A 26,884-nucleotide genomic window follows, 5' to 3' on the forward strand; every position below is an offset into this window, starting at 1 on the left:
GCGCGGGTGTCAGCTGGTGGTGGTCGATGAAGACAGCATCTCGTCGGGCGCTGCCGCGTCGCGCTGCCCCGACGTCAGCAGGAAGTAGCCGTAGGCGGCAGCCATCAGCACGACGAACAGCAGCGTGAGCATGCCGTTGAACCACACCATCGCGCCCAGGCAGACCACGCCGAGGCCGAGCGCGATGGCCGGGAACACGGGGTAGAAGGGCGCGCGGTAGGTGCGCAGCAGGTCGGGCTCGCTGCGGCGCAGCTTGAAGAGCGCGGCCATCGAGATCAGGTACATCACGATGGCGCCGAGCACCGCCATGGTCACGATGTTGGCCGTGAGCGTCTGCCCGCCGAACTGAACCCACTCGTCGCTGAAGATGGCGATGACGCCGATCACGCCGCCGGCCAGCAGCGCGCGGTGCGGCGTGTCGAAGCGCGGGCTCAGGCCGGCGAAGTAGCGCGGCAGGTAGCCCGCGCGCGCCAGCGCGAAGATCTGCCGCGAGTAGCCCATGATGATCCCGTGGAAAGATGCGATCAGGCCGAAGAGGCCGATCCACACCAGCATGTGCAGCCAGCCGCTGTTGTCTCCCACCACCGCCTTCATCGCCTGCGGCAGCGGGTCGTTGATGTTGGCGAGCTTGCGCCAGTCGCCCACGCCGCCCGCGAAGATCATCACGCCGAAGGCCAGCACCACCAGGGTGACGATGCCGGTGGTGTACGCGATGGGAATGGTGCGGTGCGGATCGCGCGCCTCCTCGGCCGCCATGGCCGCTCCCTCGATGGCGAGGAAGAACCAGATCGCAAAGGGGATGGAAGCAAAGATGCCTGCGATGGCCGTGCCGTTCAGCACGCTGCCGCCGGCCCAGCCGTTGGCCACGAAGTTGGCCATGCTCCAGCCCGGGGTGACTACGCCCATGAACACCAGCAGCTCCACGATGGCCAGCACCGTCACGAAGAGCTCGAAGGCCGCGGCGATGCCAACGCCGATCCAGTTGAGTCCGATGAAGATCACGTACGCGCCGAGCGCGAACCACTTCGGGTTGATGCCCGGGAACTGCACGTTGAGATACGCACCGATGGCCAGCGCGATCGCCGGTGGCGCGAAGACGAATTCGATCAGCGTCGCGAAGCCGGCGACGAAGCCGCCGGTGGGGCCGAAGGCGCGGCGCGCGTAGGCGAAGGGACCGCCCGCGTGCGGAATGGCGGTGGAAAGCTCGGTGAAGCTGAAGATGAAGGTGGTGTACATGGTCGCCACCAGCACCGTGGCGACCAGGAAGCCGAGCGTGCCGGCGGTGTTCCAGCCGTAGCTCCAACCAAAGTACTCACCCGATATGACGAGGCCCACCGCGATGCCCCAGAGCTGGACGGGGCCGAGCACCTTCTTGAGATGGCCTGTGCCTGCAGGGGCCGGCGATGCGGCCGTGCCGGCGGCGGTGGTGGAGTTCATGCGACTTCCTCTCTTCGTGAATGTTGACAGTGCACATTCGCCAAAGCAAGGGCTGTTCCACCGTGGGCCTGCATGGCCGCTGGCCATAATCGAGGTCTCTCAATCCTCGAGGTGTTCCGTGAAGTCTCTTTTCTGTGCCGCCCTGGTTTCCTTCGCTGCCGTGCCCGCCGCATTCGCGCAGTCCGCGCCCGTGACCACGCCCAGCGGCTTGGTCTACCAGTCGATCAAGGAAGGCACCGGCGCGTCGCCCGCCGCCACCGACGTGGTCAAGGTGCACTACCGCGGCACCTTCCCCGACAGCGGCAAGGAATTCGACAGCTCCTACAAGCGCGGCGAGCCCACCGAGTTCCCGCTCAACGGCGTGATCCCGTGCTGGACCGAAGGCGTGCAGAAGATGAAGCCGGGCGGCAAGGCCAAGCTGACCTGCCCGCCCTCGATCGCATACGGCTCGCGCGGCGCCGGCGGCGTGATCCCGCCGAATGCCACGCTCAACTTCGAGGTCGAGCTGATCTCGGTCACGAAGCGCTGAGGCTTCGTCGGCAAGGAGCTGTCAGGGCTCAGCCTGGCTGGTACTGGTACAGCCAGGTCTCGGTGAGCGTCTGGTCGCCGTTCTTCAGGTACAGGCGCATGTCGATCGGCTCGTTGCCCTCGGGCGTGAAGTCGAACTGCGCGCGCCAGTGGCCCGGCACGCCGTTGGGCACGGCCTCGGCGAAGACGTACGAGAACTTGCCGCGCGCGGCCGTCAGCACCACCTCCGGCTTCACGCCGAAGGGCACGGTCGTCAGCGGCTGGCCGATGAACTCCACCATGAACTTGCGCACGCCCTGCGGACGCGGCTGGCCCGGCTGACCGCCGCGGCCGATGCGCGTGGCCACGCAGCGCGCCAGCGGCGAGGGGAAGGGCTCTTGGTCGGTCCAGTGCAGCCGGTATTGCAGGCTGTAGCTGGTGCCGGCCTTCGCGTCGGCCTTGGGCACCCAGAAGGCGACGATGTTGTCGTGGATCTCGTCGTCGGTCGGGATCTCGATGAGCTGCACCGAGCCCTCGCCCCAGTCGCCCAGCGGCTCGATCCACAGGCTCGGGCGCTTCTCGTAGTTCACGCCGTCCTGGTAGTGGTCGAAGGCGCGGTCGCGCTGCAGCAGCCCGAAGCCGCGCGGCCTGGTGTCGGCGAAGGCCGATGCGCGCGTCTGCGTAGGGTTGTTGAGCGGGCGCCAGATGCGCTCGCCCGCGCCGTTCCAGATCGCGAGGCCGTCGGAGTCGTGCACCTCGGGGCGCCAGTCGATAGCGGTGGGCTTGGTGGTTTCCGAGTACCAGTACATCGAGGTGAGCGGCACGAGGCCGAGGCGGGCCACGTCCTTGCGCATGAACAGGCGCGCATCGATGTCCATGATGACGGCCTTGGTGCGCTGCATGACGAACTTGAAGACGCCCGTCACGCTCGGCCCTTCGAGCAGCGCGTAGACCGTCATCGAGGTCGTGTTGTTGGCCGCCGGCGTCTCGAAGTAGAAGCGGGTGAAGTTCGGGAACTCCTCGGGCCGGTCGGGCACCGCCACGTCCAGCGCGATGCCGCGCGCGGAGAGGCCGTACTGGTAGAGCTCGCCGATGGCGCGGAAGTACGAGGCGCCCAGGAAGGCCACCCAGTCGTTCTTCTGCCAGTCGAGCTTGCTCTGGTCGCCCAGGCGGCTTTCCTGCAGACGGAAGCCGGCGAAGCCCGCGCCCGGGGGCAGCAAGCGCGCCGGGCTGTCGGGCGGCATCGAGAAGTAGGAGGGGCTGTAGAGCACCTCCCGGGAGAAGACGTCGCCGTCGGCGTTCTCCAGCACGTTCATGCGCACCGGGGTCTGGAAGAAGCGCCCCAGGTGGAAGAAGGTGACCGGGAATGCGCCGGGCCCGTCGCGGAAGAGGGCGTTGGCCGGGTCGAACTTGATCTTGCCGTGCGCGTCGTAGTCGATGCGGTCGAGCACCTCGGGTGCCAGGGGCGTGGCAGCGGCATAGGGCTTGCCGGCCAGTGCCTTTGCCTGCGCGACCAGCGCGTCGAAGGAGAAGGGCGTGGGCTGGCTCAGCTGCAGGCCGTTGGCGGCGAGGGCCTCTTCGGGCAGTCCGAGGGCGGCGAGTGCGGCAGCGGCACTGCCGGCGGCAAGGAAGGATCGGCGATCAAGCATGTGGTTCTTGAGGGTTGCGAATCTCTTGGGGGAAAGACGGAGGGACGGTGGAGTACGGAAACGATATGGCATTTTCCGCGACCGTAAACACCCCCGGATCATGGCCTTATCGGAGCGCGGCCCGCGTCAGCCGATCCGCGCAGCGCGCGCCGGACAAAACCGGCAATTCGAAAAATTGTGCGTTTATGTATCGGCGCCGTCCGTCGCCTTCAGTTCATAGAGCGCATAGAGCGGCACGCCCAGGAACAGCATGACCATCGGCGCGAACAGGGTGTAGGGCAGGCCGAAGCCTTCGAGCACGCGGTAGGTGCTCTCGAGGCTCAGGCGCGGATGGGGCTGCGTGAGTTCGGCCGTGCGGCGGATGCCCCACTTGAACTCCGCCCCGGTCACCCGCACCGAGGGATGCTGCCTGCCGCGCCCCACCGCGAGCCAGCACATCGCGTCGAAGGCGAGCACGGAGCCGGCGGGCGCGCGCTCGCCGAATGTCGCGAGCACCGCCTGGACCTGCCCGGGTTCTAGGTACATCAGCACGCCTTCGGTGAAGAGGAAGACGGGTTGCGCATCGCGCTTGCGCGGCAGGCCCAGCTGATCCCACCACTTGGCTGCGCTCAGGTCGAGCTCGCGCACGTCATGGCGATCGCCGGGCTCGGGAAGCAGCGCGCGGCGCAGTTCGAGCACTTCGGGCAGGTCGGCATCGGTCATGCGCGACCTGCCGTCGTCGAGCCACTGGAAGTAGTGGCTCAGCCCGCAGCCCATGTTCACGATGCGCGCTCCGGGGTGCTGCTTGAGGAACTCCTGCGCCAGGCTGCGGAAGCGCCGCGTGCGCGAGAGGATGCCGTAGATGGTGGCCCGGTCTTCGGGCAGCGGATCGCCCTCGTCGCGGATCTGTTCGAGGACGCCGGCGGCGTACGCGTCGCGCACGGCCACCTGCGGGAACATCGCGTCGCCCGAGGCACGCGCGGCCAGGGGAATCCGCAGGGTCGAAGGAACGGCGGACAGGCGGCGGACGGATTTGCGGGCGGTCATGGATGCTGGAGCTGCGCTTCGCCCAAAGTCTGGCCGCTCCGGCACACCGGGGCAAGTCAGTCTTTGGTAGCGGTCGGTACGGCGGCCGGGATCGATGCAGGTTCCGGCTGGACCCCGGCATCAGTTGCCGGCGGGCTTGCCGCGCTGGCGTGCGAGGTGGCGGTAGATCGTGCTGCGATGGATGCCCAGCCTGCGCGCGGCCTTCGCGACGTCGTGGTCGCAGGCCTTGAGCGCCTCGTCGAGCGCCTGGCGCGTCATGGCCTGCAGGGGCGCCGCGTGCGGAGCGGTTGGCATCGGCGATGGGTCGGCAGGCTGCGCCTGATGGTCCTGCAGATGCGGCGGGAGCATGGCCGCCGTCACGCAGTCGCCCGCATCGGCCAGCGCCACGATGGAGCGCAGCGTGCTGCGCAGCTCGCGCACGTTGCCCGGCCACCGGTAGGCTGCCAACGCTTCCAATGCATCGGCCTCCAGTTGCAGATGCTTCGCCGCGCCGCCCGCCTCGAGGAACAGCCGCGAGATCAGTGCATGCCGATCGTCGCGCTGCCTCAGCGCCGGCAGCGTGACGGTGAAGCCGGCCACGCGGTACATCAGGTCGGCGCGGAAGCGGCCGGCCTCCACCAGCGAGGGCAGGTGGCCATGGGTTGCGCAGACCAGGTCGAAGTCCACCGGCACGCCCTGGCCGCCGCCCAGCGGCGTGACCACGCGCTCCTCCAGCACGCGCAGCAGCCGCGTCTGAAGGGCCAGCGGTATCTCCGCGATCTCGTCGAGGAACAGCACGCCGCCGTCGGCCTCTCGGATGCGCCCGGCCATGCCCTTGCGCCTGGCGCCGGTGAAGGCGCCTTGCTCGTAGCCGAAGAGTTCCGATTCGATCAGCGTCTCGGGCAGCGAGGCGCAATCCACCGCGACGAAGGGGCCTGCGCTGCGCCGGCTGGCAGCATGCAGCCGGCGCGAGAACACCTCCTTGCCGCTGCCGGTCTCGCCGTTGACCAGCACGGAGACGCCTTCGTTGAGCACCCGCACGGCCTTGTGCAGCAGCGGCTGCACGTCGTCGCCCTCGGTCACGGCCTGCGATGGCACGCTGCGCCGCTGGGTCGCACGTGGGCTGCCCGGCGTGCCCGAGCGCTCCATCACCGTCGCGATCTGCCGCCCGCCCGGCAGCGTGAGCAGGCCGCGCCGGTGCTGCATGCGCGGCCAGTGCGGGCCGAGGAAGTCGTCGGCGTCCAGGTCGAGCAGGTCTTTCCAGGAGCGGCCGAACAGTTCGAGCGCCACGCGGTTGGCCGCGACTATGCGCCCGCCGTCGATCACCATCAGCCCCTCGCGCGCCGTGCCGATCAGCGCCGGCCGTGCATGGAAGCGCAGCACGTGGCCGCCGGCCTCGGCCAGCATCATGCGGTGCTCGACCTGCTGGGCCGCCATGCGGACCAGTCCGAGCGCGTGCGTGTTCACGCGCACCGTGTCGCCAGAGATGTCGAGCGCGCCCGCGAGCTCGCCGCGTCCCGTGAAGATGGGCGCCGCGGCGCAGCCGAGTCCGCCGTTCTGCGCCAGGTAGTGCTCGCCGCCCAGCACCATCAGGGCCTCGCGCTCGGCCAGCGCGGTGCCGATGGCGTTGGTGCCCCGGTTGTGCTCCGACCACTCCACGCCCGGCTGCAGCGCGATGCGCTGGGCCTTGGGCAGGAAGTCGGGGCTGCCGATCTCTTCGAGGATCAGCCCGCTGGCGTCCGACAGGATCACCACGCAGCCGTTGCCGATCGCATGCTCGGCCAGGCCGTCGAGCTCGGGCTGCGCGCAGTTCAGCAGGCGCATGGCCTGCTCGCGCCGTTCGCTCAGCAGGGCGAGCGCCATCGGCTCGGGGTCGACGGCCTGGTGGTCGACCGGGCGGCTGCGCTGCCAGGAGCGTGAGATGTGCGGGGCGATCCAGGGCACGGGGTCGGCGCCCTGTTCGAAGAAGAGCTCCCGGGCCTGTGCCACTGCGATCGACGGCAACTGCGCTTGTGCACTCATGCGTGTCTCCGATGGTGTTTCGCCTTGTGCGACATCGTAGTCGCCATGTTCGCCCGAACATGTCGCAGATTGCGAATGAAAACCCGCTGCCGGGGCCGCCTCCCCCCGGGCAGGGCGCTCAGGGAATCTACCGATCCGGCCGGGTACGCGGCTTGCGCTTGAGCGTGCGGCCGCCGCATGTCGCGGTGCCATCACCCTGCACATGGAGACAACGTCATGGACATGCTCGAACCGGGCAAATTCGGTACCGCGGTGCCGTTCAAGAAGCGCTACGGCAATTACATCGGCGGCGAATGGGTAGCGCCGGCGGAGAACCAGTATTTCGAGAACATCACGCCCGTGACCGGCAAGGTCTTCTGCGAGGTGCCGCGCTCCACCGCGGCCGATATCGAGCGCGCGCTGGACGCAGCCCACAAGGTGAAGGCCGCCTGGGGCCGCACCTCGACGACCGAACGCGCGAACATCCTCAACAGGATCGCCGACCGCATGCAGGAGAACCTGGCAGTGCTCGCGGCTGCGGAAACCTGGGACAACGGCAAGCCCATCCGAGAGACCACCGCCGCCGACCTGCCGCTGGCCATCGACCACTTCCGCTACTTCGCCTCGTGCGTGCGCTCGCAGGAGGGCGGCATCAGCGAGATCGATCATGAAACCTTCGCGTACCACTTCCACGAACCCATCGGCGTGGTCGGGCAGATCATTCCGTGGAACTTCCCCATCCTGATGGCCGTGTGGAAGCTGGCGCCCGCGCTCGCGGCCGGCAACTGCGTGGTGATCAAGCCGGCCGAGCAGACGCCGGTGTCGATCCTGGTGCTTATGGAGCTGATCGGCGACCTGCTGCCGCCGGGCGTGCTGAACGTGGTCAACGGCTTCGGCGTGGAGGCGGGCAAGCCGCTGGCGTCGAGCAACCGCATCGGCAAGATCGCCTTCACCGGCGAGACCACCACGGGCCGGCTGATCTCCCAGTACGCGAGCCAGAACTTGATTCCGGTCACGCTGGAGCTGGGCGGCAAGTCGCCCAACATCTTCTTCGCCGACGTGATGGACAAGGACGACGCCTTCTTCGACAAGGCGCTCGAAGGCTTCGCGATGTTCGCGCTGAACCAGGGCGAGGTCTGCACCTGCCCGTCGCGCGCGCTGATCCAGGAGTCGATCTACGACCGTTTCATGGAGCGCGCGCTAAAGCGCGTGGCCGCCATCAAGCAGGGCAGCCCGCTGGACATGGCCACCATGATCGGCGCGCAGGCCTCCAGCGAGCAGCTGGAGAAGATCCTGTCGTACCTCGACATCGGCAGGCAGGAGGGCGCGAGAGTGCTGATCGGCGGCGAGCGCCACCAGTTCGAAGGCGACCTCGCCGGCGGCTATTACGTGAAGCCGACGGTGTTCAGGGGCAACAACAGGATGCGGATCTTCCAGGAGGAAATCTTCGGCCCCGTGGTGTCGGTCACCACCTTCAAGGACGAGGAAGAAGCGCTGGCCATCGCCACCGACACCCTCTACGGCCTCGGCGCCGGCGTGTGGAGCCGCGACATGAACCGCGCCTTCCGCATGGGCCGCGGCATCCAGGCCGGCCGCGTGTGGACCAACTGCTACCACCACTATCCGGCGCACGCGGCCTTCGGCGGCTACAAGCAGTCGGGCATCGGCCGCGAGAACCACAAGATGATGCTCGACCACTACCAGCAGACCAAGAACCTGCTGGTGAGCTACAGCGAGAACAAGCTGGGCTTCTTCTGATGGGCAGCACCGGCGAAGTCCTGCGCGTCACCGCGACCGATGCAGCGCTTGCGCTGATCGACAGGCTCGCCGCCGGGCACGGCCCGCTGATGTTCCATCAGTCGGGCGGCTGCTGCGACGGCAGCGCGCCGATGTGCTACGCGCAGGGCGAGTTCATCGTGGGCGACTACGACAGGCTGCTGGGGCACATCGGCGGCATGCCGTTCTACATCAGCGGGCCGCAGTTCGAGTACTGGCAGCACACGCAGCTCATCATCGACGTGGTGCCGGGTCGCGGCGGCATGTTCTCGCTGGAGGGGCCGGAGGGCTTGCGCTTCCTGACGCGGTCGAGGCTCTTCACCGACGAAGAATGGACAGCGCTGGAGAAAGGGTGAGGCCAAGCTCGCGGCAGCCCTGAGGCAGCAGAGCAGCCTCAGGGAGCGGCGGGCTGCAGCAACTGGCGCACCAGCAGCCGCGCCGCGGGGGAGAGCTCGGCCCCCTTCTTCGTCGCCATCAGCAGCCGCCGCGTGGCCCATTCGTCCTTGAGGTGCACGACCTTCAGGTCGAGCGCCTCCACCTGCGCCTTGCAGGCGGCCAGCGGCACCACGCCGATGCCCAGGTTGGCCGCGATCATGTGGCACATCGCGTCGAAGCTGCGCACCTGCACGCGCAGGCGCATCGGAATGCCGGCCTGCTCGGCCGCGCGCGAGGTCAGCTCCAGCAGCGAGCTGCTGCGGTTCAGCCCCACGAACTCATGCGCGAGGCAGCTCCTGAAATCCGTCTGCTTCATGCGGCTGCGTGCCAGCGGATGCTGCTTCGCACAGAGCACCACGAGCTCGTCGGTCTGGAAGGGCTGCACGTCGAGGCCGTAGGCAGGAGTGTTCTCGGCGAACACGCCGACGTCTGCGAGCCCATCGACGAGCGCGCGCACGATGTCGCCGCTCAGCTGCTCCTCGACCTCGACGCGGATGTCCGGATGCTGCGCGAGAAAGGCCGCGAGCGTAGCGGGCAGGAACTCCGTCAGCGCAGACATGTTGGCCCACAGCCGCACGTGGCCGCGCACGCCGCTCGAGTAGTCGCCGAGCTCGCTGCTGAACTGCTCGAAGCCCTGGAAGAGCCGCATCGCATGCTGCATCGCCACATGGCCCGCAGGCGTGAGCGCGATGCCCTGGGAGCTGCGTTCAAGCAGCTTCGACCCTGTTGCCGCTTCGAAATCGGATAGCCGCCGGCTTGCGGCCGAGAGCGCGAGGTGGCACGCCTCCGCACCCTTGGTGATGCTGCCCGACTGGGCCACGGCGCAGAAGAGGCGAAGCGTCACGAAATCGACACGCGCGGGATTGATGGTGCTGGCCATCGGCGAATTCTAGGGAGCGCGCCAGTGCCGAAAGTCATGGGTCCGGCGAAAGATATCTTTTGACATGTTATGTCCGAATCCCTATAGTGAATCCATCGAAGCACCGCTCGCTTCCAAAGGTATTCACCACAAGGAGAGGTATGCAACCACTGCTCGATCAACTGAGGGGACTGGATGTGCTGGCAGGCGCAGAGATGGGCGGGCGGTCCGTGCAGCTGCAGCCCATTCCGGGCCACACGCCCGTGATCCAGGTGAGCATCGAGGGGCGCGACGAACTGCCGATCTTCGTCACCAGTTCCGACATGCAGATCATCTGCATCTGCTACCTCTGGGCCGAGGAAGAGGTGAAGCCGGCGCGCCGCACCGAGCTGCTCGAATCGCTGCTCGACCTGAATCCCTCGGTTCCCCTGTCTTCCTTCGGTCGCGTCGACGGCCGCTACGTGCTCACCGGCGCGCTGGGCCGCGATGCCAGCGTGCAGGACATCGCCCGCGAGGTTGCGGTGCTCAGCGACAACGCGCTCGATGCGCTCGACGCCCTGTCCGAATTCCTGAATTAAGCGGAGGTCCCATGACAGTCATCAAGAAGCTCGTCACCCTGCTGCGCGGCAGCGCGCGCGAAATCGGCGAGAGCGTGGTCGACAGCAATGCCACGCGCATCTACGAGCAGGAAATCATCGATGCCAAGCACAGCATCGAGAAGGCCAAGGGCGACCTCACGGGCGTGATGGCCAAGGAGATGCAGTCGGCCCGCGAGATCGAACGGCTGAAGAATGAAGTCGCGCGCTATGAGGGCCTGGCGCTCGAGGCCCTCAACAAGACGCAGGAAGGCCTGGCGCTCGATGTCGCGGCCAAGGTCGGCGCGCTCGAGCAGGAGCTCGAGGAGCAGGCCAAGGCCCACGCCTCGTACGCGCTGCAGGTGTCCAAGCTCAAGGACCTGATCAAGTCCGCCGAGGCGCGCATCCGCGAGCACGAACGCGAGATCGGCATCGCCAAGACCACCGAGAGCGTCTACCGCGCCACGCAGTCGATCTCCGAGAACATCGGCAGCGGCGGCTCGCGGCTGGCCAATGCGCGCGAGTCGCTGGAGCGCATCCGCGCGCGGCATGAAGACCTGTCCGACCGCATGACGGCCAGCAAGCAGCTCGAAGACGAGTTCGGCCACGGCGCGCTCGAGAAGAAGCTGGCCGCCGCGGGCATCGGCGGCGACGCCGACCGCACCGGCAAGGTGATGGAGCGCATCCGCGCCCGCCAGGCGAAGCCGGCGGCACCCGAGGCGTAATAGGCATCATGCGCGTCAAGCCGGTTCGCTGGCAGGGCTCGGACGAGGCGCTGCGCGCCGTCCAGGTCGCGTTCGACGTGGAGGAGGCGGTGCTGGAGGCCGTGCGTACCGCGGCCTTCAAGCAGCACGTTTCCACTTCGGACCAGATCCGGCAGGTGCTCGGCCTCGCCACCACGGCCAAGCCGAAGCGGCCGCGTCTCACGGTGTCGCTGAGCGCCGCCGACTACGAATTCCTGGCGAAGCGATACGGCCTCGCCGCAGACGACAGACTGGCCATCAAGGAGAGGGCCACGCGCGACCTGATTGCCTTCGCGGGCAAGCCGGCCGCGGCAACGAAGAAGAACAGCACCGGCGCGAGGAAGCCGGTTCGCGGCAGCAAACAGAACAACTGACAACAACCCGCACGCGGGAGGATCAATGGGCGATTTCTTGGGAGCGGTGACGGGGTACCCGACCGCGATCTACACGGTGCTGCTCGGCGTCGTGGTGATCTACTGGGTGCTCGCGATGCTCGGAATGGTCGACATCGAACACAGCGGCCTGGATGTGGACGTCGATGTCCACACGCACGCGGATGGCGACACCAGCGACATAGGGCACCTGGCCAGCTACGTCGTGGCCCTGGGCCTGAACGGCGTGCCGTTCTCGGTGGCCGTGAGCCTGCTGGTGCTCGTCGCGTGGACCGTGTCCTGCCTGGGTGGCGAGTGGCTGCTGCCGCTGGTGCCCACCATGCCGCTGCAGCTTCTGGCGGGCACCGCCTTGCTGGTGGCCAGCGCGCTCATCGCCATTCCGGTCACGGCCGTCGCCATCCGGCCCTTGCGAGGCCTGTTCGTGAGCCACACGGCCGTGAGCAACGCGGCGCTGGTCGGCCAGTTGTGCCGCGTCGTGACCGGCGTGGTCAACGAGAAGGACGGCCGCGCCGAGGTGGCGCGGCGCGGCGCCAGCCTGAACATCCGCGTGTGGGCTCCCACGCCCAACACGCTCAAGCGCGGCTCGCAGGCGCTGATCGTCGAGTACGACGAGGTGGCCGCGCGCTACCTCATCGCCGCGCACGACGACCACGCGGCCTGAGTGCGCGCGCCCACCGGCGCGCCGCCACCCGGCCCTCACCCGTTTCGTTTCTTTCGCTCTCAAGCATCTCTGGAGAAAAAATGGAGCCCATCATCTTCGCCGTCGTCATACTGGCCATCCTCGTTCTCGGCCTGTTCGCGATGTTCGCCAAGTTCTATCGCAAGATCGAGCAGGGCCACGCGCTCATCGTGAACACGCTGCGCGCGGAGCCCGAGGTGACCTTCACCGGGCGCATGGTCTATCCGATCATCCACAAGGCCGAGCTGATGGACATCTCGGTCAAGACCATCGAGATCGACCGCTCCGGCAACGAGGGCCTGATCTGCCGCGACAACATCCGCGCGGACATCAAGGTGAAGTTCTTCGTTCGCGTGAACAAGACGGCCGACGACGTGCTCAAGGTGGCGCAGGGCATCGGCTGCGCGCGGGCCTCCAACCACGAGACGCTGGAGGAGCTGTTCTCCGCCAAGTTCTCCGAGGCGCTGAAGACGGTGGGCAAGTCGATGGACTTCGTCGACCTCTACCAGGCGCGCGACAACTTCCGAGACCAGATCGTGAGCCAGATCGGCAACGACCTCTCCGGCTACGTGCTGGAAGACGCCGCCATCGATTTCCTCGAGCAGACGCCGCTGTCGGAGCTCGACGCCAACAACATCCTCGACGCGCAGGGCATCAAGAAGATCACCGAGCTCACCGCCGTGGAGCACGTGCGCACCAACGAGCTGCGCCGCAACGAGGAAATGCAGATCAAGAAGAAGAACGTCGAGACGCAGGAAGCCCTGCTCGAGCTCGAGCGCCAGCAGGCCGACGCCACCGCACGCCAGCAGCGCGAGATTGCCAGCGTGCGTGCCCGCGAGGAGGCCGAGACCGCCAAGATCCAGGCCGAGGAGCGCACCAAGTCCGAAACCGCGCGCCTGCTCGCTGAACAGTCGGTGTCGGTGCAGCAGGAGAACGTGCAGCGCGAGAAGGAAGTGGCCGAGAACAATCGCAAGCGCGCCGTGGCCGTCGAAGAGGAGAAGGTCATCCGCGCCCGCGACCTGGAGGTGGTCGACCGCGAGAAGGAAGTGACGCTGCAGCGCATCGAGAAGGACAAGGCCGTCGAGGTGCAGAAGAAGGCGATCGCCGACGTGATTCGCGAGCGCATCGTGGTCGAGCGCACGGTGGCCGAGCAGGAAGAGGCCATCAAGGAGCTGCGCGTGGTCGCCGAGGCCGAGCGCACCAAGAAGTCGGTCGTCATCATGGCCGAGGGGCAGGCCGACGAGAAGATGGTGCTCGACCTGAAGGCCGCCGAGACTCAGGAAAAGCGCGCCCGCCACAAGGCCGCGGAAGAACTCACGCTGGCCGAGGCCAAGCTGAAGGTGGCCGAGCGCGAGGCCGAATCGAAGAAGCGTGAGGCCGAAGGCGTGGAGGCCATCTCGGCCGCGCCGGGGCTGGCGGCTGCCAAGGTCGAGATCGCCACCGCGCAGGCCAAGCTCGCCAGCTTCGAGGCCGAGGCCACGGGCAAGGAGAAGCTGGGCCTTGCCGAAGTGCATGTCCGCCAGGCCGATGCCGACGCGATCCTCAAGGCCGGCCAGGCCGACGCACAGGTGATCGAGGCCCGCTCGCAGGCCGAAGCTGCCGGCATGCGCGCCAAGTTCGAGGCCGAGGCCTCGGGCAAGGAGAAGCTCGGCCTCGCCGAAGTCAACGTGCGTACTGCGGACGCCGAGGCCACGCTCAAGTCGGGCCAGGCCGATGCGCAGGTCATCGAGGCGCGTTTCGGTGCCGAGGCCAAGGGCCTGCACGAGAAGTTCGAGGCCATGAAGTCCATGAGCCCCGAGACGCGCGACCACGAGGAATTCCGCATGCGCCTGGAGAAGTCGCACATCGAGACCCTCAAGGGCATCGACGCGCAGACCGCCATCGCCAAGGAGCAGGCCGAGGTGCTGGGCACCGCGCTGGCCAACGCCAAGATCGACATCGTGGGCGGGCAGGGCGACTACTTCGACAGCTTCGTGCGCTCGCTCTCGGTGGGCAAGGGCATCGACGGCGTCATCTCCAAGAGCAATGCGCTGCAAGTGGCCTTCAAGGATCAGCTCTCCGGCGAGCGCGACGTGGTGAAGGACCTGCGCGACATCGTCGGCGCACTGGGCAGCTCGTCGGGCGAGGTGCAGAACCTCAGCGTGGCCGCCCTGATGAACAGGATCGCCACCGACGGCAGCGAGAGCCAGAAGAGCGCGCTGCGCAACCTGGTCGCCACCTTCCGCAACGGCGCCGCCGGGGAAGCGGCGCGATGAACGCGAACCTCAAGTGCAGCTGTCCCGCGCACTTGCCGATGCGGCCGGTGGCGCTGGCCGAGGGGCTGCTCGCAGTGCAGTGCGACGACTGCCACGGCATGTTGATGGACATGGACGACTGGCGCGCCTGGAAGGCGGGCGACGCGAGCCGCGTGCCGCAGGCGGTCGACGACCAGGTCATCGAGGTGTTCGATGCCACGGCGGTGCGGCACTGCCCCGAATGCGAACGCCTGATGCAGCGCCTGCGCATGAGCGCGGGCCCCGACTTCCGCGTCGACCGCTGCGTGGCCTGCCAGAACCTCTGGTTCGACCAGGGCGAGTGGCGCGCCATCGTGAGCCGGGGCCTGGCCGGCCGGCTCGACGAGATGCTGTCCGACGGATGGCAGCGCCGCTTGCAGACCGAGGTGGTCCGCGAGGCCCGCGTTGCGGCGCTGCGCCGCCGCTACGGCGACGTATGCATCGACGAGCTGGACCGCATCCGCGCCTGGCTCGATACCCAGCCCCACCGCGACGAACTGCTCGCCTTGCTCCGCGCGGACTGACCGCGCCGAACTATGCAACCAACGGATGAAAAAGGCGCGCCGCCGGCCGTCGCCGCCGAATCGCAGACCGAGGCGCTGGTGTCCGGCAGCGGCAGCTACGACCTGCTGAAGAAGCGGCTGGAGAACCAGGGCGAGGGCCTGCTGAAGAAGACGCAGGCGCTCAACGAGCAGCGGCTGGCCGAGTTCGGCCGCTCCGACCAGGCCCTGGTGCTGCGCACCCGCGCGCGCACCGAGAACAACGCCGTGGCGCGCGACCTCGTGCGCATCGGCGACCTGCTGCTGTTCGGCTACAACGTGTTCATCGGCCTGCGCAAGGAGACCACTGTCGGCGACGTGTTCGGCCTCTACCGCCTGGTGTCGCCGGGCGAAGCCGGACAGGGCGCGGACAGCGACGAGCTGCAGCCGGTGCCGCTGACGGGCAGCTTCCTCGAGGATGCGCGCTTCGCCTCCGACTTCCGCGAGCTCTACGCCTACTACAAGCAGGCCACGCTGCTGCAGCTTCGCGTCACGCAGGACAAGCTGCTCGCCTCCTTCCAGATCGGCCAGCAGCTCACCGACGTGCGCGTGTTCCGCTGGGCCATCGAGCGCGACGGCCGCATCCAGTACATCGACAACCGCGGCGAGCGAGACATCGCCCTGCCGCCGAGCCACGACTTCGAGTGGACAGTGGCCACCCGCGAAGACCATGTGGGCGGCAAGCACCCGCACGTCAACGTGCTCGACACCGTCTTCGTCGAGACGCTGGGCGGCGACCTCACGATCAAGATCGAGAACAACACCGAGACCGGGCTGGGCATCTACAGCGAGCCGGTGGAAGACCGCAGCCAGTCGCTGACCGATGCCGAGATCGCGTGGGCGAAGCTTGGCATGCTGATCCTGCTGCGCGTGAAGCCCTACCGCGAGCAGGTCACGCGCTACCTGGTGTTCAACATCCGCACCCAGCAGGTCGAGCGCATCGACGCCATCGGCGGCTCCTGCGTGCAGCTGCCGGAAGACCACGGCATCATCTTTCCGGGCGGCTACTACCTGCAGTCGGGCGAGCACAAGCGCTTCGACCTGCCTTCCGAGATGGTCGAGAACCTGCGCTTCAAGCGCATGCTGCGTTCGCCCAACGGCGAGGACGTTGCCTACATCTTCTACGACCCCAGGCCCGGCCGCTACGCGCTCTTCAACTACAACCTGATCGAGAAGAAGCTCGCCACGCCGATCATCGCCAACGGCTACGCGCGCTTCGCCGACGGCCGCATCCTGGTGTTCCGCGACAACGACGGCGAGCCGACGCGCGTGCACCCGATGCAGCTGTGGAAGACGCCCTTCGCGAGCGAGGAGCATGCGAGCGCGCAGCCGCCCGCTGCCGGCTTCTTCGGCAAGATCGGCAACGCCGAGCTCGTGCGCGGCGTGAGCGACCTGATGGGCATCGCGCGCGCGGTGCGCGAGCAGGCGCCGACCAAGGCCGCCTACGAGGACCTGATCCGCCAGTGCACCCGCGTGAGCGACGCCTACTTCTGGCTCGACGCGCCCGAGGCCGCCGGCATCATGGGCGAGCTGCGCAGCATCGCGGAGGTGGCGCGCAGCACGCTGGCCGAGTTCGAGAAAGTCGACACCATCCGCCGCGAGACCGCCCGCGCGCTGGCCCGCGCGGAAGAGGAACAGCACGCGCTCCTGGTCGACATCGCCAGCACGCTCTGGCGCGCGCCCGACGACTTCGTGAAGGCGCTGGGCCGGCTGCGCGAACGCCGCGGCGCGCTGCAGATGCTCAAGGAGCTGCGCTACGCCGACCTGCCGCGCATCGCCGCGATGGACGCGGAGCTCGAAACCGAGCAGCAGCGCATCGGCGAGCGCGCCATGCAGTTCCTGGCGGCGGATACCGCCTTCGCCGGCCAGCGCCAGGCGCTGGACAAGCTCGCGACGGAACTGCCCAACCTCGGCACCTCCCCGGCGCTGGGGCAACTGCTCGCCACCCTCGACGAGCAGGCCGCCGGCCTCGACCTGCTGACCGAGCAGCTCGGCAGCCTGCCGGGCGGCGATGCGGTGATCCGCACATCCATCCTCGACCGCATCTCTCTCATCTACGCCGACATCAACCGCATGCGCGCCGACGCGCGCGCCCGGCGCAAGTCGCTGGGCGTGACCGAGGCGCGGGCCGAGTTCGGCGCGCAGTTCAAGCTCTTCGGACAGGCGGTCGAGAACGCGCTGGAGTTCGCCGACACGCCCGAGAAGTGTGACGACGCGCTCACCCGACTGCTGGCACAGCTGGAAGAGATCGAAGGCCGCTTCGCCGAGCAGGACGAGTTCCTGGGCGACATCGCCGAGAAGCGCGAGAGCGTCTACGAGGCGCTGTCGGCCCGGCGGCAGGCCCTGGTCGAGGCTCGCCAGCGCCGCGCGCAGGGCGTGATCGACGCGGCGGGGCGCATCCTCGACGGCATTCCGCGCCGCATCGCGCAGCTGTCCGATCTGACGCAGGTCCACAGCTACTTCGCCGCCGACCCGATGATCGGCAAGCTGCGCACGCTGATCGCCGACCTGCGCACGCTGGGGGCGGCGGTGCCTGCCGACGAGCTCGACACGCGCCTGAAGACCGCGCGCGACCAGGCCCTGCGCGCCGTTCGCGACAAACGCGAACTGGTGAGCGAGGGCGGCGATACGCTGCGCCTGGGGCGCCACGTCTTCACCGTGCACCGCCAGCCCGTCGACCTGACGCTGGTGGCCCGCGAGGAAGGCATGGCCTACCAGGTGACGGGCACCGACTACCTGAGCCCGGTGAAAGACGAGCGCCTGCAGGCGCTGCGGGACTACTGGGGCCAGTCGCTGGTGTCCGAGACGCCCGAGCTGTCGCGCGCCGAGTACCTCGCAGGCCGCCTGCTCGAAGCGCTGCTCGAAGGCAGGGCCGAACGCAGCTGGGCCGACGTGCGCACGCTGCTGGCCGAGGACCCGCAGCATCCGCAGCTGCTCGAAATGGTCCGCCGCTTCGCTGCCGCGCGCTACCAGGAGGGCTATCAGAAGGGCATCCACGACGACGATGCGCTTCGCCTGCTGGCCGCGCTGGTCGCCATGCAGGACCAGGCCGGGCTGCTCGCCTGGGGGCCGACGGAGCGTGCGCTGGCATTGCTCTACTGGCAGCACGGCCACCTGATCGCGCACCGCGAGTCGCTGCTGCGCCGTGCGCGCGCGGCGCTTCAGATGCAGGAGCTCTTCGGGCGTCGCGACGCCCTCGACCAGCTCGAAGCCGACGTCGCCCGCTCGCTGGGGCATTTCGTGCGCGAGGTGCTGCCCGACATGCTCGCGGTGGGCGAGACGGCGGAGGATGAGCAGGAGCCCGAGGGCCGCAAGGCGCTCGTCGCCACGCTATGCGACCAGTCGGCTGCCTACCTCGTGCGCGAGCTTTCTGCCCATGGCGGCGAGACCTGGGTGGTCTCGGGCGCCGGCGAAGACCTTGCCGCCGCATTGCTGCGCGAGCTCGAACGCGGTCGGCGCCGCGAGGCATGGCAGGCCGACCTGGACGCCGCACCGCCGGCCGAGCGCTGGCGGCTCGCGCGTGACTGGGTGCGCGCGTATGCGGTGCACCAGTCGCCGCAATCGGCCGACTGGGTGGACGATGCGGCCAGCGTGCTCGCCATGCCGCTTCAGCGCACCCGGGTCAACGTGGCGCTCGACCAGGCCGTCGAAGGGCTGAGGGGCGAGCATCCGCGCGTGGCCGATGGTCGGCTGGTGTTGAACCTCAACGACTTCTGGCGCCGTTTCCTCTTCCACGCGCAGCACGCGGTGCCGGCCTTCGAGGCGCTGCACCGGCTGCGCCACGAGCTGCTCGAAGAGGAGAAGGCGCGTCTCAAGCTGAGCCAGTTCCAGGCCAAGCCGCTTTCCACCTTCGTGCGCAACCAGCTGATCGACGAGCTGTACCTGCCCATCATCGGCGACAACCTCGCCAAGCAGATCGGCTCGGCGGGCGAGGGCAGCCGCACCGACCGCATGGGCCTGTTGCTGCTGATCTCTCCGCCGGGCTACGGCAAGACCACGCTGATGGAGTACGTGGCCGACCGGCTGGGCCTGATCTTCGTGCGCATCAACTGCCCGGCGCTCGGCCACGGCGTGACCGCCATCGACCCGGCCAATGCGCCCAACAGCGCGGCGCGGCAGGAGCTGGAGAAGCTCAACCTGGGCCTCGCCATGGGCAGCAACGTGATGCTGTACCTCGACGACATCCAGCACACGAGCCCCGAGTTCCTGCAGAAGTTCATCGCGCTGGCCGACGGCACCCGCCGCATCGAAGGCGTGTGGAACGGCGAACCGCGCAGCTACGACATGCGCGGCAAGCGCTTCGCCATCGTGATGGCAGGCAACCCGTACACCGAATCGGGCGACGTGTTCAAGATCCCGGACATGCTGGCCAACCGGGCCGACATCTACAACCTCGGCGACGTGCTCTCGGGCCGAGAGTCGGCGTTCGCGCTCTCCTACATCGAGAACAGCCTCACGTCGAACCCCACGCTGATGCCGCTTGCCTCGCGCGACCCGAAGGACGTGCAGCTGCTGGTGCAGATGGCCCAGGGCCACGAGGTGCCCAGCAGCGCGCTCTCGCACGCGTACAGCGCAGTCGAGCTGGAGGAGATCAAGGCGCTGCTGCAGCGGCTCTTCCGTGCACGCGACCTGCTGCTGAAGGTGAACCTCGCCTATATCGAGTCGGCTGCGCAGCAGGAGTCGTACCGCATCGCGCCGCCCTTCAAGCTGCAGGGCAGCTACCGCAACATGACCAAGCTGGCGGGCAAGATCACCGCGCTGATGCGCGACGACGAGCTCGATTCGCTCCTGCGCGACCACTACCGCGGCGAGGCCCAGACCCTGACCACCGGGGCCGAGGAGAACCTGTTGCGCCTGGCGCAGCTCCTGGGCAGCCCGACGCCCGAGGAAGACGCGCGCTGGAAGGAGATCTGCGAGGAGTTCGTGCGCCAGCGCAAGCTCGGCGGGGCAGACGTGGACGGCAGCCAGCGGATCGCCAGCAGCATGCTCGAAGTGGCGCGCGCGGTCGATGCGCTCAAGCCGGAACCCCTAGCGCCCGCAGAAGGGCCCAGCGAAAGCCAGCGGCTGGCCGACGCCATGCTGCAGATCGCCGTGACCTACCGCGAGCTGATCCTGCCGCTGGTGACGGCCACCGAGCGCCGCCTGGAGCTGGACCGTTCCATCGCGCAGAACATGGAGCGGCTCGCGGCAGAGGCGATGAGCATGCGAGCGGTGCCGAAGCGCGCCTCCGAACCCGACAAGGAGCAATGAGATGTCGGCCTTGCCCGCGACCAACGAAGCACCGCCCGGCCTGCCATTTCTGCTGGCCCAGCTCGACGACACCCTCGCCGATGCCCGCCTGAGCGACGACGAGCGGCGCGTGCTGGTCCACACGCTGCGCGAGGCCCAGCCGCCCGAAGACGGCCTGCGCCAGCTGCGCAACCGTGCCTTCGACCTTGTGCGCGCACGCACCGCCGACCCTGAACAGCTCGCGCTGCTGAAGTGGCTGGAGGGCGTGGTCCGCGCCATCGACACCGGCCGCTCGCCCGACAACGTGGCCGTACGCTCCCAGGCCTTCTTCAGCCCCGGAACGGCCTGCCTGCAGGCCATCAACCAGCAGTTGCGTGCGGCGAGGCATTCGATCGACCTGTGCGTGTTCACCCTGTCGGACGACCGCATCACGGCCGAGGTACTGGCCGCGCACCGGCGCGGCGTATCGCTGCGCTGCATCTCCGACAACGACAAGGAGTTCGATCTCGGCAGCGACATCGGCCAGCTGCGCGCTGCCGGCATTCCCGTGGCGGTGGACCGAACGGAGGCGCACATGCACCACAAGTTCGCCATCTTCGACGGCGCCCGGCTGCTCAACGGCAGCTACAACTGGACGCGCAGCGCCTGCGAGTTCAACGAGGAGAACCTGGTGCTGACCAACGACCCGCAGCTCGTGCGGCGCTTCGCCGACGAGTTCGACAGCCTCTGGAAAGAACTGCAGGCCCCCCGATGAGCACCCGACGCATCGACTACGACTGGGAACTGCCGCCCGAGATGCAGCAGCGGCTGGGCGGCTCCAGCTACGGCGCGCAGCGCGTCATCCGCGAGCAGGGGCACCTGATGGTGATCCTGCACGAGCCGCCGGCGGGCACGGCGTCGGAGCGCAAGGCGGCAGTGTTCCTGCGCAAGCCCGATGGCACCTGGCTGCACAAGGGCAACAACCCGGGCGAGCGGCCGCTGGCCAAGCTGGTCGAGAACTACCGCGCGACCCTGGCCGCCTTCGAGGTCCGGCACGAGGCCGCCGACAGCTCGGAAGCGCTGTTCCAGATCCTCGGGCCGCTGATTCCGCTCTCGCGCGCCGCCTCGAACATGCAGGCCACGCTGCAGGCCGCACGGGAGGCCGTGCCGGAAGACTCGATGATCACCGACCTGCGCGACCGTGCGGTGGAGATCTCGCGCGGGCTCGAGTTGCTGATGGCGGACACCCGCATGTCGCTGGACTACAGGCTTGCCCACGCGGCCGAGCAGCAGGCGCGCGCGGCCAACGAAGTCAGCCGGGCGCAGCACAAGCTCAACACCATCGCGGCGCTGACCTTTCCGCTGATGGCCATCGGCGCGGCCTTCGGCATGAACCTGCACAGCGGCGTCGAGAACCTGCCGGGCTGGGTCTACTGGGCGATCTTCGGTGCGGGACTCTTCATGGGCGTTCTGCTGCGCGGATGGGTGAAGGCGCCCGATGTGCCTGCGCCGGCCGTGCCACCCCTCGGATCGGGCTTGTCGAAGAAGAAGTAGGGCGGCCCTGCCGTCGCCGGTGGCCTTCGCGTTTCGCGAAGGACTGCTGCCGCCAAAGCAATTCCGCATTCCGCGATCCGTTCCTAGAGTCGGGGCCAGCCCAACCAAGGAGACGGACGCGGACATGAATGCACTCGAAGGCCTGAAGGTGCTGGAGCTCGGCCAGCTCATCGCCGGCCCCTTCGCCGGCAAGACGCTGGCGGAGTTCGGTGCCGACGTGATCAAGGTCGAGCCGGCCGGCGTCGGCGATCCGCTGCGCAAGTGGCGGCTGCTGCGCGACAACGGCACCTCGGCATGGTGGGAGGTGCAGTCGCGCAACAAGCGCTCGGTGTGCCTCGACCTGCGCAGCACCGAAGGTCAGGAGGCCGTGCGCGCACTGGCGCTCGAGGCCGACGTGCTGATCGAGAACTTCAAGCCCGGCACGCTCGAAGGCTGGGGCCTGGGGTGGGAAGAGCTGCATGCGCTGAACCCGCGGCTGATCATGCTGCGCATCTCGGGCTACGGGCAGACCGGGCCCTATCGCGACAAGCCCGGCTTCGGCGTGCTCGGCGAATCGATGGGCGGCCTGCGCTACCTGAGTGGCGAGCCGGAGCGGGTGCCGGTGCGCGTGGGAGTGTCGCTGGGCGACACGCTGGCCGCGCTGCACGGCGTGATCGGCGTGCTGACCGCGCTGCACCACCGTACCGCCCATGGCGGAGAAGGGCAGTTCATCGACGTGGCGCTCTACGAGTCGGTGTTCAACGTGATGGAAAGCCTGCTGCCCGAATACGACGCCTTCGGCGCCGTGCGCGAGCGGGCCGGCAGCGCGCTGCCCGGCATCGCGCCGACCAACGCCTACCGCTGCGAGGACGGGCACTACGTGCTGGTGGCCGGCAACGGCGACAGCATCTTCCGCCGGCTGATGCGCGCCATCGGCCGGGAAGACCTGGGAAGCGACCCCGCGCTCGCGCACAACGACGGCCGCGTGCTGCGCGTGGACGAGATCGACGCCGCCATCGAGGCATGGACGCTGCGGCGCAGCCGCGACGAGGTGCTGGCCGCGCTCGATGCGGCGGGCGTGCCAGTGGGGCGCATCTACACGGTGGCCGACATCGCGAGCGACCCGCAATACCTGGCGCGCGGGATGATCGTGGAAGCCTCGACTTCCGACGGCGCCACGCTGAAGGTGCCTGGCGTGGTGCCCAAGCTCAGTGCCACGCCGGGCCGCATCGCGCACCCCGCGCCCCGGCTGGGCGAGCACGATGGCGATCTGCGCGGCGGCGGCTGGCCCGCGCGCCGTGCCGAAGGAGCGGCGGCATGAAGGAGGGCAACGGCACGCGGCTGTTCATCAACGAGGTCGCGACGCGCGACGGCTTCCAGATGGAGAGCCGCTTCATCCCGACGGAGGACAAGATCGCGCTGATCGACCGGCTCGGCGGCCTGGGCTACGCGAAGATCGAAGTCACGTCCTTCACCTCGGCGAAGGCGATTCCCGCACTGCGCGACGGCGAGGAGGTGATGAATCGGATCGCCCGCCGCCCCGGCGTGGTCTACACGGCGCTGGTGCCCAATGTGCGCGGTGCGCAGCGCGCTCTGGAAAGCCGCATCGACGAATTCAACATCGTCATGTCGGCGAGCGAGACGCACAACCTCGCCAACCTGCGGATGACGCGGGAGCAGTCTTTCGCGCAGCTGGCCGACGTCATCGGCCTGGCGAAGCACGCCAGCGTGCCGGTGAACGTGTCGCTCTCATGCGTGTTCGGCTGCCCGATGGAGGGCGAGGTGCCGCTGGCGGCCGTACGTGGCTGGATCGACCGCTTCGCCGCGCTGGACGTGCAGGGCATCACGCTGTGCGACACCACGGGCATGGCCTATCCCACGCAGGTGGGGGAGATCTGCGAAGCGGTGATGGCGAGCCACCCGGCACTGGAATGGACGGCCCACTTCCACAACACGCGCGGCATGGGCCTCGTGAACACGGTGGCGGCGGTCGAGGCCGGCATGCGCCGGCTCGACATGTCGCTCGGCGGCATCGGCGGCTGCCCCTACGCGCCGGGCGCGACCGGCAACGTGGCGACGGAGGACGTGGTCCACATGCTGCAATGCATGGGCTATGACACCGGCATGGACCTCGCGGGCCTGGTCGGCACCGCAGTGGCCCTGGAAGCGCTGCTGCAGCACGATCTGCCCGCCCAGGTCTCGCGCGCCGGCCACCGGCTGACGCGGCATGCGCCGCCGCTGGATTTCAACGACATCGTGGCTCGTGCAAGGCAGCGCGGGCTCGCAACGAAGGAGCTGCAACCATGATCGACCACCTGGACCACCTCGTGCTGACCACCGCGCACGAGGAGGCCTGCATCCGCTTCTACGTCGACGTGATGGGCATGTCGCTGGAGAGCTTCGGCGCCGGCCGCAAGGCCTTTCGCTTCGGCAACCAGAAGATCAACCTGCATGTGAAGGGCCACGAGTTCGAGCCCAAGGCGCAGCTGCCCACGCCCGGCTCGCTGGACCTGTGCTTCATCGCCAGCGTGCCGCTGGACGAAGTCATTGCGCGTCTTGCAAGGCAGGGCGTGCCGATCCTCGAAGGGCCGGTGACGCGCACCGGCGCCACCTCGCGCATCCGCTCGGTCTATGTGCGCGATCCGGATCTCAACCTGATCGAGATCTCGGAGCTGTCACCCTGAGGGCGAGGCCCCGGAAGACAGCGAGCAAAAACAAAACCACCGGAGACAAACCATGAAAACCATCCACCGCCTCGTCGCGGTCGGCCTTGTCCTGTCCGCTTCGGCCGCGAGCGCTGCCGACGCCTGGCCCTCGAAGCCGATCACGATGGTCGTGCCGACCGCGCCGGCAGGTTCCACCGACATCATGGCCCGCCTGGTCGGCGAGCCGCTGCAGCGTGCGCTGGGGCAGCCCGTCGTCGTCGACAACAAGCCCGGCGCGAGCGGCAACATCGGCACCGAGTTCGTGGCGCGCGCCGCGCCCGACGGCTACACGCTGCTGATGCAGTACTCGGGCTACCACGTGGGCAATCCCTCGCTCTACCCGAACATCAAGTGGAGCCCCACCAAGGACTTCGTGCCGGTGGCGATGGTGATGCGCGCGCCGCACGTGGTCGCGGTGAGCGGCAAGCTGCCTGTGAAGTCGATGAAGGAGCTCATCGAGTACGGCGGCAGGAAGGAGGGCGGGCTGTTCTATGCCTCCTCGGGCAACGGCTCGATCCAGCACATCGCGGGCGAGCTGCTGTCGCGGCAGGCGAAGCAGGCGATGACACACGTGCCCTACAAGGGCTCGGGGCCGGCGATCAACGACCTGATCTCGGGCAACGTGGACATGTTCATCACCACGCCGCCCTCCGTCATCGGCCACTTCGCAGGCGGTCGCATCAAGCCGCTGGCCTACACGGGCAGCAAGCGCCACCCGTCGATGCCCGACGTGCCGACTTCGGCCGAGGCGGGGCTGCCGGGCTACGAGGTCGAGTCGTGGTTCGCGGTGTTCGCGCCGGCGAAGACGCCGCCGGAGGTCGTCAACAGGCTGAGCACGGAACTGCGCAAGATCGTCGAGAGCGAAGCCTTCCGCAAGAAGGTGGACGAGCAGGGCGCCTTCGCGACCTACATGGACTCGGCGACGCTCGCGAAATTCGTCGACCAGGAACTGGCGACCTGGTCGAAGGTGATCAAGTCGGCGGACATCAAGCCCGATTGATCCAAGGCGCGGCTACAGCTTGACGTTGATGATCGAAAGAATGATCGCGGAGAGCGTCATCGCGACCGGCAGCTGGCGCACGGCGAGCGCATGGGCGCGGGCGACCGAGGCCTGTGTCTGCAGCAGGAGGCTGCGTTCGGAATGGATGGGTGTGGACATTTCGGACTCCTGTGTGGTTGCGGGCTCATCGCCCCGATGGCCTCCACGATAGGCTTCGCAGCGCGCTGCGGCACAGGCGTTTCGTCGACACGGCGTTTCCGTTTTCGCAACGATGGGGCATCCGCCGGACGGAACTTCGGGCGGAGCTTTCGAATCTGTGGGCCCGCGCGCGTGGGGCGAGAATCCAGCGCCCCTCGAGCGATCCATAGACGAACAAGCAGGCAGACCCGCAAGAATGAAGAGCAAGACGACAGCGCCAAGGCTGAAGATGCGCCGCGCCACCCCCGCCGATCCGATGCCATGGCCGCTGCTGCTGGCCGCCGACGGCCCGCGCGCCGAGATCCGCAAGTACCTCTCGCGCGGCGAGCTCTGGCTGGCGGAGGCGGCAGGCGAGGTCGTCGGCCAGATGGTGCTGCTCGAAACCCGCGTCGGCACCTGGGAAATCATGAACATCGCGGTGCGCGGCGAACTGCGCAGCCATGGTGTCGGCACCGCGCTGCTGCGCAAGGCGAAGGCGCTGGCGGCCGAGCACGGTGCGCAACTGCTCGAGGTGGGTACAGGCAACAGCAGCCTGCGCGAGCTGGCCTTCTACCAGCGCTTCGGCTTCCGCATCGTCGGCGTCGACACCGACTTCTTCGTGCGCCGCGCGGGCAGCGGCAGGCTGCAGAGGCAGGACGGCATCGTGCTGCGCGACATGGTGCGCCTGCGCATCGAGCTCGCAGGCCGGCCCTAGCCTGCGATCAGCTTCTGCACCAGCTCCGCCGTGGTCGCGGCCGAATACTTGCGCATCAGCCGGGCGCGGTGGAGTTCGACGGTGCGGTGGCTGATGCCCAGCGCCTTGCCGATCTCCTTGGAGGTCAGCCCGCGCATCACCTGCGCCGCAACTTCGCGCTCGCGCGGCGTGAGTTCGGCCTTGACGGCGCGGCGCGAGCCCAGGTCCTCGAAGGTCCAGATACCGGCCTCGTGGGGGGCATCGCGGTTCATGGCGTGGCCGGTCACGTGGCACCAGAAGGTCTCGTCGGCGATGGCGCCGTGCAGGTTGCCCAGCCGCTTCATCATGCGGTTGTCGGCGTAGTGCCCGCTGGCGTTGAGGAAGGGCTCCATGCGCTTGCCGATGCGCTCGAACTCGGCCACGCTCGGGTAGAGGATGCTGAACGAATGCCCGACCAGCGCGGAGGGCGTTGCGCCAAAAATCTCGCAAACGCGCAGGTTGCACGCCACGATGGTGCGGTTGCTCGACACCACCATGCCGACAGGCGCGTGTTCAAACGCCAGCCGGTAATCGATCTCGGGCATCGGGGGTCTCCATTACGAAATACTACGTATGCGAGTAGGTAGTATCGTTCAGGGGTTTCCCGCCCTTTACCAACTCCTTTCCACCCACTTTCATTCATCCATCGAGGAGCTCG

The 26,884-nt window shown here is 68.2% G+C and carries 24 protein-coding genes; 17 read left to right on the top strand and 7 right to left on the bottom strand.

Features of this window, described 5'->3' with window-relative positions:
* Positions 1–9: 9 nt before the first annotated feature.
* Complete coding sequence (eat, locus tag G369_RS0100405; protein ID WP_019651989.1) at positions 10–1,437, bottom strand: ethanolamine permease; 1,428 nt, start codon at positions 1,435–1,437, stop codon at positions 10–12.
* 118 nt (positions 1,438–1,555) lie between these two features.
* Between eat and G369_RS0100410 the strand changes: the two genes are divergently transcribed.
* Entirely contained in the window at positions 1,556–1,966 is a 411-nt protein-coding gene (locus G369_RS0100410; protein WP_019651990.1) for an FKBP-type peptidyl-prolyl cis-trans isomerase, read from the top strand.
* 28 nt (positions 1,967–1,994) lie between these two features.
* Here the strand turns inward: G369_RS0100410 and G369_RS0100415 are convergent, their stop codons facing one another.
* From G369_RS0100415 to G369_RS0100425, 3 genes are all read right to left on the bottom strand, one after another.
* Positions 1,995–3,593: an OpgD/OpgG family glucan biosynthesis protein gene (locus G369_RS0100415; RefSeq protein ID WP_019651991.1), complete on the bottom strand. Its 1,599-nt coding sequence runs from the start codon at positions 3,591–3,593 to the stop codon at positions 1,995–1,997.
* 183 nt (positions 3,594–3,776) lie between these two features.
* Entirely contained in the window at positions 3,777–4,619 is an 843-nt protein-coding gene (locus G369_RS0100420; protein WP_019651992.1) for a class I SAM-dependent methyltransferase, read from the bottom strand.
* 120 nt (positions 4,620–4,739) lie between these two features.
* Positions 4,740–6,620: a sigma-54-dependent Fis family transcriptional regulator gene (locus G369_RS0100425; protein WP_026346105.1), complete on the bottom strand. Its 1,881-nt coding sequence runs from the start codon at positions 6,618–6,620 to the stop codon at positions 4,740–4,742.
* 216 nt (positions 6,621–6,836) lie between these two features.
* On the opposite strand from G369_RS0100425, the gene adh reads away from it, so the two are divergent.
* The gene (adh, locus tag G369_RS0100430; protein WP_019651994.1) at positions 6,837–8,357 is read left to right on the top strand and encodes an aldehyde dehydrogenase; all 1,521 of its coding nucleotides are present in this window, start codon (positions 6,837–6,839) and stop codon (positions 8,355–8,357) included.
* The gene (locus G369_RS0100435; RefSeq protein WP_019651995.1) at positions 8,357–8,731 is read left to right on the top strand and encodes a DUF779 domain-containing protein; all 375 of its coding nucleotides are present in this window, start codon (positions 8,357–8,359) and stop codon (positions 8,729–8,731) included. The genes adh and G369_RS0100435 overlap by 1 nt, the downstream gene beginning before the upstream one ends.
* A 38-nt stretch (positions 8,732–8,769) precedes the next feature.
* On the opposite strand, the gene G369_RS0100440 is transcribed toward G369_RS0100435, so the two are convergent.
* Positions 8,770–9,690 carry a LysR family transcriptional regulator gene (locus G369_RS0100440; protein ID WP_019651996.1) on the bottom strand — a complete coding sequence of 307 codons (921 nt, stop codon included), beginning with the start codon at positions 9,688–9,690 and terminating at the stop codon, positions 8,770–8,772.
* Between the two features lie 140 nt (positions 9,691–9,830).
* Between G369_RS0100440 and G369_RS0100445 the strand changes: the two genes are divergently transcribed.
* The 13 genes from G369_RS0100445 to G369_RS0100505 all read left to right on the top strand — a co-directional run bounded on the left by G369_RS0100445 (position 9,831) and on the right by G369_RS0100505 (position 25,316).
* Positions 9,831–10,247 (top strand): YjfI family protein, encoded by a 417-nt coding sequence (locus G369_RS0100445; RefSeq protein ID WP_019651997.1) that lies wholly within the window; start codon positions 9,831–9,833, stop codon positions 10,245–10,247.
* Positions 10,248–10,258: 11 nt separating this feature from the next.
* A complete protein-coding gene (locus G369_RS0100450; RefSeq protein ID WP_019651998.1) occupies positions 10,259–10,969 on the top strand; it encodes a PspA/IM30 family protein in 711 nt (236 codons plus the stop codon).
* Between the two features lie 8 nt (positions 10,970–10,977).
* Complete coding sequence (locus tag G369_RS35240; RefSeq protein WP_019651999.1) at positions 10,978–11,361, top strand: hypothetical protein; 384 nt, start codon at positions 10,978–10,980, stop codon at positions 11,359–11,361.
* Positions 11,362–11,386: 25 nt separating this feature from the next.
* Complete coding sequence (locus G369_RS0100460) at positions 11,387–12,040, top strand: OB-fold-containig protein (protein ID WP_019652000.1); 654 nt, start codon at positions 11,387–11,389, stop codon at positions 12,038–12,040.
* Positions 12,041–12,120: 80 nt separating this feature from the next.
* Positions 12,121–14,313 carry a hypothetical protein gene (locus G369_RS0100465; RefSeq protein WP_019652001.1) on the top strand — a complete coding sequence of 731 codons (2,193 nt, stop codon included), beginning with the start codon at positions 12,121–12,123 and terminating at the stop codon, positions 14,311–14,313.
* The gene (locus tag G369_RS0100470) at positions 14,310–14,855 is read left to right on the top strand and encodes a TFIIB-type zinc ribbon-containing protein (RefSeq protein ID WP_019652002.1); all 546 of its coding nucleotides are present in this window, start codon (positions 14,310–14,312) and stop codon (positions 14,853–14,855) included. Before G369_RS0100465 ends, G369_RS0100470 begins: the two co-directional genes overlap by 4 nt.
* Before the next feature lie 12 nt (positions 14,856–14,867).
* Positions 14,868–20,120 (top strand): DNA repair ATPase, encoded by a 5,253-nt coding sequence (locus tag G369_RS0100475; protein ID WP_019652003.1) that lies wholly within the window; start codon positions 14,868–14,870, stop codon positions 20,118–20,120.
* A 1-nt stretch (position 20,121) separates the two neighbouring features.
* Positions 20,122–20,853 carry a phospholipase D-like domain-containing protein gene (locus tag G369_RS0100480; RefSeq protein WP_019652004.1) on the top strand — a complete coding sequence of 244 codons (732 nt, stop codon included), beginning with the start codon at positions 20,122–20,124 and terminating at the stop codon, positions 20,851–20,853.
* Positions 20,850–21,632, top strand: coding sequence for a magnesium transporter CorA family protein (locus G369_RS0100485; RefSeq protein WP_019652005.1), 783 nt, complete (start codon positions 20,850–20,852; stop codon positions 21,630–21,632). Before G369_RS0100480 ends, G369_RS0100485 begins: the two co-directional genes overlap by 4 nt.
* A 124-nt stretch (positions 21,633–21,756) precedes the next feature.
* A complete protein-coding gene (locus G369_RS0100490) occupies positions 21,757–22,932 on the top strand; it encodes a CaiB/BaiF CoA transferase family protein (RefSeq protein WP_019652006.1) in 1,176 nt (391 codons plus the stop codon).
* Positions 22,929–23,918: a hydroxymethylglutaryl-CoA lyase gene (locus G369_RS0100495; protein ID WP_019652007.1), complete on the top strand. Its 990-nt coding sequence runs from the start codon at positions 22,929–22,931 to the stop codon at positions 23,916–23,918. Before G369_RS0100490 ends, G369_RS0100495 begins: the two co-directional genes overlap by 4 nt.
* The gene (locus G369_RS0100500) at positions 23,915–24,295 is read left to right on the top strand and encodes a VOC family protein (protein WP_019652008.1); all 381 of its coding nucleotides are present in this window, start codon (positions 23,915–23,917) and stop codon (positions 24,293–24,295) included. Before G369_RS0100495 ends, G369_RS0100500 begins: the two co-directional genes overlap by 4 nt.
* 52 nt (positions 24,296–24,347) lie before the next feature.
* The gene (locus tag G369_RS0100505; protein WP_019652009.1) at positions 24,348–25,316 is read left to right on the top strand and encodes a Bug family tripartite tricarboxylate transporter substrate binding protein; all 969 of its coding nucleotides are present in this window, start codon (positions 24,348–24,350) and stop codon (positions 25,314–25,316) included.
* A 12-nt stretch (positions 25,317–25,328) separates the two neighbouring features.
* Here the strand turns inward: G369_RS0100505 and G369_RS39020 are convergent, their stop codons facing one another.
* Positions 25,329–25,475 (bottom strand): hypothetical protein, encoded by a 147-nt coding sequence (locus G369_RS39020; RefSeq protein ID WP_019652010.1) that lies wholly within the window; start codon positions 25,473–25,475, stop codon positions 25,329–25,331.
* Positions 25,476–25,710: 235 nt separating this feature from the next.
* Here G369_RS39020 and G369_RS0100515 point away from each other — a divergent pair, with 235 nt between their 5' ends.
* Positions 25,711–26,208: a GNAT family N-acetyltransferase gene (locus tag G369_RS0100515; protein ID WP_019652011.1), complete on the top strand. Its 498-nt coding sequence runs from the start codon at positions 25,711–25,713 to the stop codon at positions 26,206–26,208.
* Here G369_RS0100515 and G369_RS0100520 read toward each other — a convergent pair.
* Complete coding sequence (locus G369_RS0100520) at positions 26,205–26,771, bottom strand: LuxR C-terminal-related transcriptional regulator (protein WP_019652012.1); 567 nt, start codon at positions 26,769–26,771, stop codon at positions 26,205–26,207. The two genes, G369_RS0100515 and G369_RS0100520, sit on opposite strands and share 4 nt — an antisense overlap.
* Positions 26,772–26,884: the final 113 nt, after the last annotated feature.

This window comes from Variovorax atrisoli 110B (genome assembly GCF_000382045.1).
Taxonomy (GTDB): domain Bacteria; phylum Pseudomonadota; class Gammaproteobacteria; order Burkholderiales; family Burkholderiaceae_C; genus Variovorax; species Variovorax atrisoli.